Origin of the sequence: Pseudomonas vlassakiae (assembly GCF_014269035.2) — a bacterium.
In the GTDB taxonomy this organism is placed as follows: domain Bacteria; phylum Pseudomonadota; class Gammaproteobacteria; order Pseudomonadales; family Pseudomonadaceae; genus Aquipseudomonas; species Aquipseudomonas vlassakiae.
In genome coordinates this window covers 164,603-177,387 of record NZ_JABWRP020000013.1, presented here as the reverse complement: position 1 = coordinate 177,387, position 12,785 = coordinate 164,603, and the positions used below count along the sequence as shown (strand labels likewise).

Below are 12,785 nucleotides of genomic sequence, written 5' to 3'. Positions count from 1 at the left end.
CCTTCATCTCAAAGTCCCTGCTCTGCGAACGGCACGGCCAGCGCCAGCGCCTGGTCCAGTGCAGCGACGTCGACGCCACCACCCTGGGCCATGTCCGGACGGCCACCGCCCTTGCCACCCACTGCCGCAGCGGCTTGTTTCATCAGGTCACCAGCCTTGAGTTGGCTGGAGAGGTCCTTGGTCACGCCGGCCACCAGCACGACCTTGCCCTCATGCTCGCTGCCCAGCAGGATCACTGCGTGGCCGAGCTTGTTCTTCAGCTGATCGACCAGCGCCAGCAGTGCCTTGCCATCCTGCCCATCCAGGCGGGCGGCAAGCACCTTGGCACCTTTGACCTCAACGGCCGCGTTGGAGAGATCGTCCCCGGCGGCGCTGGCGGCCTTGGCCTGCAGCTGCTCGAGCTGCTTTTCCAGCTGGCGGTTGCGCTCGAGCACAGCCGACAGCTTGTCGATCAGGTTGTCACGGTTGCCCTTGACCAGCTGCGCGGCTTCCTTGACCTGCTCTTCGGCAGCGTTCAGGTAGTCCAGCGCAGCGGCACCGGTAACCGCTTCGATACGGCGCACACCCGAGGCCACGCCACCTTCGCTGATGATCTTGAACAGGCTGATATCGCCGGTGCGCTTGGCATGGATACCGCCGCACAGCTCGACGGAGAAATCGCCCCCCATGCTCAGCACGCGCACGGTGTCACCGTACTTCTCGCCGAACAGGGCCATGGCGCCCTTGGCCTTGGCGGTTTCGATATCGGTCAGCTCGGTTTCAACCGGGGTGTTCTTGCGCACTTCACGGTTGACGATGTCTTCCAGGGCCTTGATCTGCTCCGGCTTGACCGCCTCGAAGTGGCTGAAGTCGAAACGCAGGCGCTGGCTGTCGACCAGCGAGCCCTTCTGCTGTACGTGCTCGCCCAGCACCTGGCGCAGCGCTTCGTGCAGCAGGTGAGTGGCCGAGTGGTTCAGCGAGGTGGCGTGCTGCACGTCGGCATCGACCTTGGCCTCGACAGGCGAGCCGATGACCAGCGCACCGCTGGCGACCACGCCGTGGTGCAGGAAGGCACCGCCGGTCTTGGTGGTGTCGCGCACGTCGAAGCGTGCAGCGCCGGCCTGCAAGAAGCCGCTGTCGCCGACCTGGCCACCGGATTCGGCATAGAACGGGGTGCGGTCGAGCACCACGACGCCCTGCTCGCCTTCACCCAACTGGTCGACAGACTGGCCGTCCTTGTACAGGGCGATGATCTTGCCCTGGCCTTCGGTGGCGTCATAGCCGAGGAACTCGGTGGCGCTGTCGATCTTGACCAGGCTGTTGTAGTCCATGCCGAAGCTGCTGGCAGAGCGGGCACGCTCGCGCTGGGCTTCCATTTCACGCTCGAAGCCGGCTTCGTCGATGGTCAGCTCGCGCTCGCGAGCGATGTCGGCGGTCAGGTCCATCGGGAAACCGTAGGTGTCGTACAGCTTGAACACCACGTCGCCCGGGACCACGTCGCCCTTGAGCTGGGCCAGGTCCTGCTCGAGGATGCGCAGGCCCTGCTCCAGGGTCTTGGCGAACTGTTCTTCCTCGGCCTTGAGCACGCGTTCGATGTGCGCCTGCTGGCTCTTCAGCTCGGGGAAGGCCTCGCCCATCTCGGCGGCCAGGGCAGCGACGATCTGGTAGAAGAAGCTGCCCTTGGCGCCCAGCTTGTTGCCGTGACGGCAAGCGCGGCGAATGATGCGGCGCAGCACGTAGCCACGGCCTTCGTTGGACGGCAGTACGCCGTCGGCAATCAGGAAACCGCAGGAACGGATGTGGTCGGCAACCACTTTCAGCGAAGCCTGGCCGTCGTTGCTGCAGCCGATGGCCTTGGCCGCGGCAGACAGCAGGTTCTGGAACAGGTCGATCTCGTAGTTCGAGTGCACGTGCTGCATGACCGCACTGATGCGCTCCAGGCCCATGCCGGTGTCCACCGACGGCGCTGGCAGCGGGTGCAGCACGCCGTCGGCGGTGCGGTTGAACTGCATGAAGACGTTGTTCCAGATCTCGATGTAGCGGTCGCCGTCTTCCTCCGGCGAGCCGGGTGGGCCGCCCCAGATGTCGGCGCCGTGGTCGTAGAAGATCTCGGTGCAAGGGCCGCACGGGCCGGTGTCACCCATGGTCCAGAAGTTGTCGGAGGCGTATGGGGCGCCTTTGTTGTCGCCGATGCGCACCATGCGCTCGGCCGGCACGCCGACTTCCTTGGTCCAGATGTCGTAGGCTTCGTCGTCGGAGGCGTAGACGGTGACCCAGAGCTTTTCCTTGGGCAGGTTCAGCCACTTCTCGGAGGTCAGGAAGGTCCAGGCGAAGGTGATCGCATCGCGCTTGAAATAGTCGCCGAAGCTGAAGTTGCCCAGCATTTCGAAGAAGGTGTGGTGACGCGCGGTGTAGCCGACGTTTTCCAGGTCGTTGTGCTTGCCACCGGCACGCACGCACTTCTGGCTGCTGACAGCGCGGGTGTAGGCACGCTTCTCGGCACCGAGGAAGCAGTCCTTGAACTGGTTCATGCCAGCGTTGGTGAACAGCAGGGTCGGGTCGTTGTTCGGGATCAGCGAACTGGAGGCGACTCGGGTATGGCCCTGCTCTTCGAAGAAGCGGAGGAAGGCTTCACGGATTTCTGCGCTTTTCATAGGTTCTTCCACGGAAACGGCGGCCCTTGGGGGCAAACACGTCGACGAAACGACGGCAAAGGGCCGCATTATATCGGTCCTGCAAGCAAGGTGCAGTGTGTTTATGCGATAGAAAGCGTCGATTGGACGGCTTTTAAGGCGCTTGCAAATGAAAATGACATGAGCGGATGCTAATTGCAGCCTTTCGCCACTGGCAAGCCAATTACCGCCCAAGGGAAGGGAAAATGGAACAGGCGGTGAATTAAAAGGTTTTCATCAGCGATCGGATCCGACAACCTGCCGCCGTTTTCAGCGGCGGCCACGGTCTCAGCCCAGGCGCTGCCCCGAATCAGGCACGATCAGGATGCCGGCGCGCAGGCCATTCTTGACCCTGGGATTGGGAAAAATGATCCGCGCCCCCTCCTCCTCGACCACCCAGCGCATCTCCGCCAGGTCTTCGGCCAGCAAGTACCCCTTGCTCAGCTCGGAGAAGTTTTCGATGTCCGCCGGCAGGTGCAGGTGGAAGCTGTCGCTGTGCTTGATGATCTCGCGGGCGACGCTGAACAGTTTGAGGCCGTCCAGCGAGCCGTCGATTTCAGGCTCGGTATCCTCGATGATATGAATCAACCGTTCTTCAAGCCTGTCGAGGTTGACCTGCTCGTTCTGCCCGAACGGCCGCGCCTTGCCCAGCTCCAGGGTGAACGCCTCGGCATCCAGTTGCTCGTAGGTGAAGGCACTGAAGGTGATGGATGACTTGCTTTGCAACAGCACCGCCTCCATGCCGGCAGCAGCCAGGCGGGCCAGCTCGCGACGGGAATGCTTGCGCCCCTCCTTGTAAGGATAAAGGGCGAACTGCTCGATCTTCGAGCCACGGATGGCGGTATGCAGGTCGTAATGCAGGCGGGTACGCCCAGGCTTGCTGAAGAACACCCGGGCGAACTGTTCCAGCTCGGCGGCACGCAATGCCTCGAACCCACTGGAGAGCTCATGGCGACCGTTGAACAGCCGGTTGATATCCTGCTCGACAAAACGCTCGCCTTTGCGGATGGCGACCGGGTTGCCGAACAGGAACAGAATCCGTGCACGCGGCTTGATCTTGCCGTTGGCCACGCCATGCAGGAGCCTTTCGAGCAGTTCGATCGGTGCTGTTTCATTACCGTGAATACCGGCCGAAAGCAGCAGATCGAGCCCACAATCCTCGTTTTCGGGCGGACGCACCTCCAGTGCGCCCTCCCCCAACCAGCGCAAGCGCACGCCCTTGGTTGTCACTTGGGTCTTCTCGGCCGGTTCGTGATCGGTCAGGGTCAGCTCGAGCAATTTGCCAAGGGCGAGCATAGGCGCTTCCTTAGTGGTGGTGGCCGCAGTCAGGGCCATGGACATGATCGTCCTCTTCGCCGACTTCCGCCGGCTCCATTTCCAGCTGCAGGCTGACCAGGTTGGTGGCCATCGGACGCAGCAGCAGGTTGGCGTATTCGACATCGCCTTCCTCGACATCCACGCCGATCAGCAGCTGGCCACGGCCGTCCTGCTGGACCCACACTTCCTTGCCTTGCCAGACAATGGCAAAACGGGTGCAGGAGGTTTCCAGCTGGGTGCCGTCTACATCTTCGAGGATCAGGCGCAGGGCGTCGGTCATTGCAAATTCTCTCTTCAAGGTTGGCGTTGGAACGGGTACACCGAGCCCAACTTCAGGATCTGGGTCAATTCATCCAGTGCGGTGCGGCACTCCAGCAGCAGCTGCGGGTCGGCAAGGTCGGCTTCGCCAAGGCGATCGCGGTAGTGCTTGTCGACCCACTGCAGCAGAGTGTCGTACAGCGGGGCGGTCATGATAACGCCTGGATTGACCGCTGCCAGTTCCGATTCCTTCAATGCCACGCGCAACCGCAGGCAAGCCGGGCCACCGCCGTTCTGCATGCTCTGCTTGAGGTCGAACACCTTGACCTCCTTCACCGCACCGCCTTGGGCGGTCAGCTGGCCCAGATAGGCCCAGACCCGCTCGTTGTTGCGGCACTCTTCCGGCACCACCAGCAGCATCGAGCCATCGTCACGGCTGAGCAGCTGGCTGTTGAACAGGTAGGAGCGCACGGCATCCTCTACCGTCACCGCCGCACGCGGCACACGGATGGCCTGGAAGTTGCCACCCTTGCTGGCCAGTTTAGCCTGCAGCTGGCCAAGCACCGCATCGGTCTCGAGGAAAGCGTCCTCATGATAGAAGAGCACTTCACCGTTACCGACCGAAATCACATCGTTGTGAAACACGCCCTGGTCGATCACCGCCGGGTTCTGTTGAGCGTAGACCACACCGTCCTCGCTCAGGCCGTGCAGCCGCGCCACAGCCTGGGAGGCCTCCAGCGTTTGCCGCGCCGGGTACTTCTGCGGCGCGGGGTAGCGGCTATCGAAGGCACTGCGGCCATAGACGAAGAACTCCACCCCGGCTTCACCGTATTCGCGGCAGAAGCGCGTATGGTTGGCCGCGCCTTCATCGCCGAACTGCGCCACGGCGGGCAGCGCTTCGTGGTGGGCGAAGTGCTTGTCGTCGTTGAACATCGCCGCCAGCACACGGCTGGTGGTCGGGTGCTCGATGCTGCGGTGGTACTTGCAGTTGAGGTTGGCAGCCGTGAAGTGCACGCGACCATCGGCCGTGTCGGCGCTCGGGCTGACGGTGGCGGCGTTGGCCACCCACATGCTCGAGGCCGAGCAACTGGCGACCAGCAGTGGCATGGCCTCCTTGGCGGCACGCCGAATCACCTCAGCATCGCTGCCGCTGAAGCCCAGGCGGCGCAGGGCGGCCACGTCCGGGCGTTCTTGCGGCGCCAGCACGCCCTGCTTGAAGCCCAGGTCGGCCAGCGCTTTCATCTTGGCCAGGCCCTGGCGCGCCGCTTCCCGCGGGTTTGACCCTTGCTGGCTGTTGCTCTGCGAAGCCACGTTACCGTAGGACAGGCCGCCGTAGTTGTGGGTTGGCCCCACCAGGCCATCAAAATTCACTTCATAGGATTTCATCGGCTAGGCTCCGTGACCTGTTGTTATAGGGTGACGCCCGGCGTCAGGGTCGCCGGCAGGGCAAGGCTGGCGGTCTCCAGCGAAGCCACGGGGTAAGCGCAGTAATCGGCTGCGTAGTAGGCACTGGCGCGGTGGTTGCCACTGGCACCGACCCCACCGAACGGCGCACTGCTGGCGGCGCCGGTCAGCTGTTTGTTCCAGTTGACGATACCGGCGCGGCTGCGCAGCCAGAAGTACTGGTAGCGCGCCCGGGAATCGGACAGCAGGCCGGCGGCCAGGCCGTATTGGGTATTGTTGGCCTCGTCGATGGCGGCATCGAAATCGGCGTAGCGGATAACCTGCAGCAGCGGGCCGAAGAACTCTTCGTCCGGGCGCTCGGCCAGCGCAGTCACATCGACAATACCCGGCGTGAGCAGCGCGGCGTTGGCCTGGGGCTGGGTCATTGCCAGCAGCTCCACCGCACCTTTGGCCAGCAGTTCGGCCTGGGCCGTCATCAATGCCTGCGCGGCCTGCAACGAGATCACCGAGCCCATGAAAGGTGCCGGCTGTTGGTCGAAGGCGCCAACGGTAATGCTGCGGCACACCTCGACCAGCCTCGCGATCAGCGCATCGCCCCAGGCGCCCTGCGGTACCAGCAGACGGCGCGCGCAGGTGCAGCGCTGGCCGGCAGAAATGAATGCCGACTGGATGATGGTGTACACCGCGGCATCAAGGTCCTTGACCTCATCCACCACCAGCGGGTTGTTACCGCCCATTTCCAGGGCAAGGATCTTCTCCGGCCGGCCGGCGAACTGCTGGTGCAGCAGGTTGCCGGTGCGGCTGGAGCCGGTGAAGAACAGGCCATCGATACCCGGGTTGGCGGCCAGCGCCACACCGGTTTCACGGCCCCCCTGCACCAGGTTGAGCACACCGGCCGGCAGGCCTGCGGCGATCCAGCAGTTGACCGTCAGTTCGGCGACCTTGGGGGTCAGCTCGCTGGGTTTGAACACCACGCAATTGCCCGCCAGCAGTGCCGGCACGATGTGGCCATTGGGCAAATGGCCGGGGAAGTTGTACGGGCCGAACACCGCCACCACGCCGTGGGGCTTGTGCCGCAGCACGGCGGTGGCATCGGCCAGCGGGCCGCTCTTCTCGCCGGTACGTTCGCGGTAGCTCTGCACCGAGATCGCCACCTTGTTGACCATGCTGGTCACTTCCGTGGCCGATTCCCACAGCGGCTTGCCGGTTTCCTCACCGATGCAATGTGCCAATGCCTCGGCATGCTGCTTCAGTTGCTCGGCGAACTTCTCCAGCACCTCGATGCGGGCGTCCAGGCTCAGTTGCGCCCAGGCCGGGAATGCCTGGCGAGCCGCCTTGACGGCTGCGTCGACCTGGCCGGCATCGGCCCCCTGCCCTTGCCAGACGACCGCCTGGGTCACCGGGTTGAGCGACTGCAGGGCTTCGCCCTGGCCTACCAGCCAGTTGCCTGCGATGTAATGCGTAGTCATTTACTGGGCCTCCCGGCTTGCCGACAGCGGCACGGCGCGTACGTTGTCGCCGGCGCCCATGCGCAGGCGCTTGGCGGTCAGCGGGTCGACCACCAGCGTGCCCGCGGCGAGGCGCGCGGGGGCTGCGGTGATGCGGCAGTCGTCGCGCTTGCGGTTGTGAATGATGTAAGGGGTCGCGTCATCACCCGGCGTGCCCACGGCCAGCACCAGGGTCTCGCTCTCGCGCACGGCGCGGATCTTCGACGTCTCGCATTCGATGGCCGGGCCTGCGTCGAAGATGTCGACATAGCCCTGGTAGCTGAAGCCTTCCTGCTTGAGCATCGCCAGCGCAGGTTCGGTGTCGCTGTGCACACGGCCGATGACATTGCGCGCAGCTTCGGACAGGAAGCAGGTGTACAGCGGGAACTTGGGCATCAGCTCGGCAATGAACGACTTGTTGCCCACGCCAGTGAGGTAGTCGGCCTGGCTGAACTCCATCTTGAAAAAGTGCCGGCCCAGGCTTTCCCAGAATGGCGAACGGCCCTGCTCGTCGGACATGCCGCGCATTTCAGCGATGATCTTGTTGCCGAACAGTTCAGGGAACTCGGCAATGAACAGCATGCGCGCACGCGACAGCAGGCGGCCGTTGAGCCCGGAGCGGTAATCGCTGCGCAGGAACAGCGAGCACAGCTCGGAGTTGCCGGTCAGGTCGTTGGCCAGGAACAGCGTGGGGATTTCGCGGTAGATCTTCAGCTCCTGGGAGGCGCTGACCGTGAGGCCGACCCGGTAGTTGTACCAAGGCTCACGCAGGCCGACGGCGCCGGCGATGGCGCTGATGCCAACCACCAGGCCCTCATCGTTCTCCAGCACGAACAGGTAGTCGGTGTCGCCACGCTCGGCTTCGCCGCGGAAGCTCTTTTCGGCCCAGCCGACGCGGTGGCCAAGGCGCTCCTCGTTGGCCGGCAGGGTGGTCAGCCCGGTGGTGCCGGTGCTGCGGGCCAATTCGATCAGCGCGGGTAAATCGCTGCTGCGTACAGGACGAACGATCATGCTATCTCCTTGTGCGGTGGCCAGTGCCTGCCGCATGACTCTCTATACCTGCCGGTTTTCCCGGCTAGCGCACCGTGGCTCAGGCGGCGACCAGGCGCACGCTGGCGCCTTCACCAACACCCAGGGCTTCGGCCGCCTGGCTGCTGAGGCTGACCGGCTTGCCCGGCACCCAGTCCAGTTCCAGCAGCACGGCGCGGTAATCCTGCAATTGGCCGTTGCACACCAGGTAAGGACGACCGCCCTTGACCGGGGTGTCGTCCACCTTGACCGGCACCACGCGGCTCTGGGCGATCGAGCGGATGCCCGAGGTACGCGCATGCAGCGTCGGGCCGCCGTCGAAGATGTCGATGTAGTGCTCGGTCTCGAAGCCTTCGCGCATGAGGATGTCGAAGGTGATCTGTGCCCGCGGGTGCACCTGGCCCATCGCTTCCTGCGCGTCATCGGGCAGCAGCGGCACGTAGATCGGGTAATGCGGCATCAGTTCGGCGAGGAAGGTGCGGCTCTTGAGACCACACAGGCGCTCGGCGTGGGCATAGTTGAGGTCGAAGAAATTGCGACCGATGGCATCCCAGAACGGCGATTCGCCTTGTTCGTCGCTGTAGCCGACGATCTCGGTGACCACCGAGTCGGCGAAGCGCTCCGGGTGCGAGGCCATGAACAGCAGGCGGCCACGGGAGTTGAGCTCGGCCCAGCCACTGTTCACCAGTTCCGGCAACACATAGAAGCTGGTCAGCAGGCTGTTGCCGGTCAGGTCGTGGCACAACGAGAGGACGTGGATCTTGTTGTGAATCTTCAGCTCACGCGAAGCATGCACGAAGGTTTCGTTGCGGAAGCTGTAGAACGGCTCGGAATAGCCAGCCGAGGCGACGATGGCCGAACACCCCGAAAGCTTGCCCGTCTCGCTGTCCTCAAGCACGAAGAAGTAGCTTTCTTCACCGTTGAAGCTGACTTCAGCGGCGAAGGAGGTTTCCGAGGCGGCAATCTTGTCGCCCAGGCGGGCGGCATCGTCCGGCAGCGAGGTGACACCAACGGGGCTGTCGGCAGCCATGCGCTGCACTTCGTTCAGATCAGCCATTTGCGCGGGGCGCATCACCAGCATGGTGTCACTCCTTTGGAAAAACGGGCCATTCACGACGGCACGGAAAATCGGCGGGCGCATCAGCCCCCGCACTGGAATTCGAGGTTCACCGGCCCGAGGCCTCGAACGGCGCCGGCCGGTGAACGGACCGCAGGCCGATCAGCCCTGGGTCAGTTGCGCCACAGCGCGTTCGAAGCGATCGAGGCCTTCGTCGATGTCGGCATCTTCGACCACCAGGCTTGGCGCGAAGCGGACCACATCCGGGCCGGCCTGCAACACCATCACGCCGTCTTTTTCAGCAGCGTTGAGCACGTCCTTGGCCTTGCCCTTCCAGGCTTCGGACAGCACGCAGCCGATCAGCAGGCCGACGCCACGTACCTGGCTGAACAGACCGTACTGCTGGCCGATCTTTTCCAGACGGGACTTGAAGCGCTCGTGCTTGGCCTTGATGCCTGCCAGGGTTTGCGGGGTATTGACCACGTCCAGCACCGCGCAGGCGACGGCGCAGCCCAGCGGGTTGCCGCCGTAGGTGGTGCCGTGGGTGCCGACAGCCAGGTGCTTGGCGATGTCGGTGGTGGTCAGCATGGCGCCGATCGGGAAACCGCCGCCCAGGCTCTTGGCACTGGTCAGGATGTCCGGGGTCACGCCGAAGTGCTGGTAAGCGTACAGCGAGCCGGTGCGACCAACGCCAGTCTGCACTTCGTCGAAGATCAGCAGGGCATTGTGCTCGTCGCACAGCTTGCGCGCGCCTTCCAGGTAAGCCTTGTCGGCCGGTACCACACCGCTTTCACCCTGGATCGGTTCGATCACCACGGCGCAGGTCTTGTCGGAAATCTGCGCCTTCAACGCTTCCAGGTCGTTGTAGGGCACATGGCTGATGCCGGTGATCTTCGGGCCGAAGCCGTCGGAGTACTTGGGCTGGCCACCGACGCTGACGGTGAACAGGGTGCGACCGTGGAAGCTGTTCACGGTGGAGATGATCTCGTGCTTCTCAGGGCCGAAGCGGTCGTGGGCGACGCGACGGGCCAGCTTGAAGGCGGCCTCGTTGGACTCGGCGCCGGAGTTGCAGAAGAACGCCCGGTCGGCAAAGGTAGCGTCCACCAGCTTGTGCGCCAGGCGCAGGGCTGGTTCGTTGGTGAATACGTTGGATACGTGCCAGAGGGTGTTGGCCTGTTCGGTCAGCGCCTTGACCAGGGCCGGGTGGCAATGGCCCAGGGCGTTCACCGCGATGCCGCCGGCAAAGTCGATGAGTTCGCGGCCCGACTGGTCCCAGACGCGGGAACCCTCGCCTCGCACAGGAATGAAGGCCGCCGGAGAATAGTTGGGGACCATGACCTGGTCGAAATCGGCACGTTGCACCGGGGCTTGCTCAACGGACATCTGAGTCTCCTGAAGAGGAACGCTGGCCTGGAAGTGGCGAGCGATGGGGGGATTGTAAGGACTGAACCGCGCCTGTCCTTGCGGCCAAGCGACAACTTGTTACAGCGCAAAACCCAGTTTTACCCAGGCTTTCGGCAATGCGACAAACACTGTCGCAATCGCGCAGTGTACGGGAGAGAGGGGGCTGGGTGAACGGGTGTGCACAGGCAATTCGGGGAAGCGTCGAGTGCAAGCCGCTGTTGTTGTGTTGTGGCGCAAATCGAGCGCCGCCCGCGCGGCGCTCGATTTCGGCACCACCATCAAACCCAAGGCATGCGCCCTGAACCCAACCGAACGTTCAGCCCTTTTCAGCCGGCGCCGAGCTCAACTCGAACGGGCTGCTGCTGCGCCGCTGGTTACGGTCTTCCCGCGGCGTGGCGCCGAAGAAGTTGCGATAGGCGCTGGAAAAATGCGGCCCCGAGGAGAAGCCACAGGACAAGCCAATCTGGATGATCGACTTGCTGGTCTGCATCAGCATCTGCCGCGCCTTGTTCAGCCGCAGCTCCAGGTAATACTGGCTCGGCACGCGGTTCAGGTACTGCTTGAAAATCCGCTCCAGCTGCCGACGCGATACGCAGACATGCTGGGCGATTTCGTCGGTGGTCAGCGGCTCTTCGATGTTGGCCTCCATCAACAGCACCGCCTGGGTCAGCTTCGGGTGGCTCGACCCCAGGCGGTTCTGCAGCGGAATGCGCTGGCGCTCGCCCCCTTCGCGAATGCGCTCGACCACCAGTTCCTCGGACACCGCCCCGGCAAGCTCGGCCCCGTGATCGCGGGCCAGCACCGCCAGCAGCAAGTCGGTCACCGCCATGCCACCACAGGCCGTCAGGCGGTCACGGTCCCAGTCGAACAGGTGGCTGGTAGCAATCACCTTGGGGAATCGTTCGGCAAAGTCGTCCTGCCAGCGCCAGTGCACCGCAGCGCGATAGCCGTCGAGCAGGCCGAGCATGGCCAGCGGGTAGACCCCGGCGGACAGGCCGCCAATCATGCAACCACTGCGTGCCAGCTGCTTGAGCGCCGCCGAAAGCGCCGAACCCACTGGCTGAGGCAGGTCGTCGGCCAGCAGAAAGAGCTTGTGGCAGCCCTCCAGGCGCCCGTTCCACGGCTCGCCCGGAAGGCGCCAGGCGCCCTCCCCGGCGGGCTCCGCCTGAAGGAAGGCGATCTCGTAGACCACCTCCGGGTGCACCCGCTGGGCCACCAGCAACACTTCCTCAGCCAGCGCCAGGGTCAAAGGCTTGGTGCTTGGCCAGATGAGAAAACCGATTCGCTGGGTGGTCATAGGGTGCGGTCCGAAACCTGGGTTCGTTCGAGTCTGTGGCGCCGGGTCACACTGCGCTCGCTGCGCAGCATGCCCTATTCTGGTGCAAAGGTGCAGCCTTTACTTCAGGCTGCCGGAGAGGAACTGCTTGAGCCGCTCCGATTGCGGATTAGCGAGCACTTCACGCGGGCAGCCGGTTTCTTCGACCAGGCCTTTGTGCAGGAACACCAGCTGGTTCGACACCTCGCGGGCAAAGCCCATTTCGTGGGTCACCACCACCATGGTGCGGCCTTCCTGGGCCAGCGCCTGCATCACCTTGAGCACGTCCCCCACCAGCTCCGGGTCGAGCGCCGAGGTTGGCTCGTCGAACAGCATGACCTCTGGCTCCATGGCCAGGGCCCGGGCAATCGCCACACGCTGCTGCTCACCGCCGGACATGTGGCCGGGGAAAGCGTCCTTGCGGTGCGCCACGCCGACCTTGGCCAAGTAGTGCTCGGCCTTCTCCAGGGCTTCCTTCTTGTTCACACCCAGCACATGCACCGGCGCTTCGATGATGTTCTCCAGCGCGGTCATGTGCGACCACAGGTTGAAATGCTGGAACACCATCGACAGGCGCGAGCGCATGCGCTGCAGCTGGCGCGGGTCCGAGGCCTTGAGCGCGCCATCCTTGCCAGGTACCAGCTTGAGCTCTTCATTGTTGAGCAGGATCTTGCCTGCATGGGGCTGCTCGAGCAGGTTGATGCAGCGCAGGAAGGTCGACTTGCCCGAACCGCTGGAGCCGATGATGCTGATCACATCGCCTGCTTTCGCCGCCAGGGACACGCCCTTGAGCACTTCATGGCTGCCGTAGCGCTTGTGCAGGTCTTTGACTTCGAGTTTGTACATGCTGTCGGTTCTCACAG

The 12,785-nt window shown here is 63.9% G+C and carries 10 protein-coding genes; all 10 read right to left on the bottom strand.

The window, feature by feature from the left end:
* Positions 1-8: 8 nt before the first annotated feature.
* Positions 9-2,633: an alanine--tRNA ligase gene (alaS, locus tag HU738_RS17920; RefSeq protein ID WP_186604493.1), complete on the bottom strand. Its 2,625-nt coding sequence runs from the start codon at positions 2,631-2,633 to the stop codon at positions 9-11.
* Positions 2,634-2,939: 306 nt separating this feature from the next.
* A complete protein-coding gene (astE, locus tag HU738_RS17915; RefSeq protein WP_186604497.1) occupies positions 2,940-3,947 on the bottom strand; it encodes a succinylglutamate desuccinylase in 1,008 nt (335 codons plus the stop codon).
* Positions 3,948-3,957: 10 nt separating this feature from the next.
* A complete protein-coding gene (locus tag HU738_RS17910) occupies positions 3,958-4,248 on the bottom strand; it encodes a hypothetical protein (RefSeq protein WP_054886207.1) in 291 nt (96 codons plus the stop codon).
* A gap of 14 nt (positions 4,249-4,262) precedes the next feature.
* Positions 4,263-5,612 (bottom strand): N-succinylarginine dihydrolase, encoded by a 1,350-nt coding sequence (gene astB / locus HU738_RS17905; protein WP_186604491.1) that lies wholly within the window; start codon positions 5,610-5,612, stop codon positions 4,263-4,265.
* Between the two features lie 23 nt (positions 5,613-5,635).
* A complete protein-coding gene (gene astD / locus HU738_RS17900; RefSeq protein WP_186604489.1) occupies positions 5,636-7,099 on the bottom strand; it encodes a succinylglutamate-semialdehyde dehydrogenase in 1,464 nt (487 codons plus the stop codon).
* Positions 7,100-8,128 carry an arginine N-succinyltransferase gene (gene astA / locus HU738_RS17895; RefSeq protein ID WP_186604487.1) on the bottom strand — a complete coding sequence of 343 codons (1,029 nt, stop codon included), beginning with the start codon at positions 8,126-8,128 and terminating at the stop codon, positions 7,100-7,102.
* Positions 8,129-8,207: 79 nt separating this feature from the next.
* Positions 8,208-9,227 (bottom strand): arginine/ornithine succinyltransferase subunit alpha, encoded by a 1,020-nt coding sequence (gene aruF, locus HU738_RS17890; RefSeq protein ID WP_054886211.1) that lies wholly within the window; start codon positions 9,225-9,227, stop codon positions 8,208-8,210.
* A gap of 138 nt (positions 9,228-9,365) precedes the next feature.
* Entirely contained in the window at positions 9,366-10,586 is a 1,221-nt protein-coding gene (locus HU738_RS17885; protein ID WP_054886212.1) for an aspartate aminotransferase family protein, read from the bottom strand.
* A gap of 337 nt (positions 10,587-10,923) precedes the next feature.
* Positions 10,924-11,904, bottom strand: a complete 981-nt coding sequence (gene argR / locus HU738_RS17880) for a transcriptional regulator ArgR (RefSeq protein ID WP_186604485.1) — start codon at positions 11,902-11,904, stop codon at positions 10,924-10,926.
* A gap of 99 nt (positions 11,905-12,003) precedes the next feature.
* Positions 12,004-12,768, bottom strand: coding sequence for an ABC transporter ATP-binding protein (locus HU738_RS17875; protein WP_186604483.1), 765 nt, complete (start codon positions 12,766-12,768; stop codon positions 12,004-12,006).
* Positions 12,769-12,785: the final 17 nt, after the last annotated feature.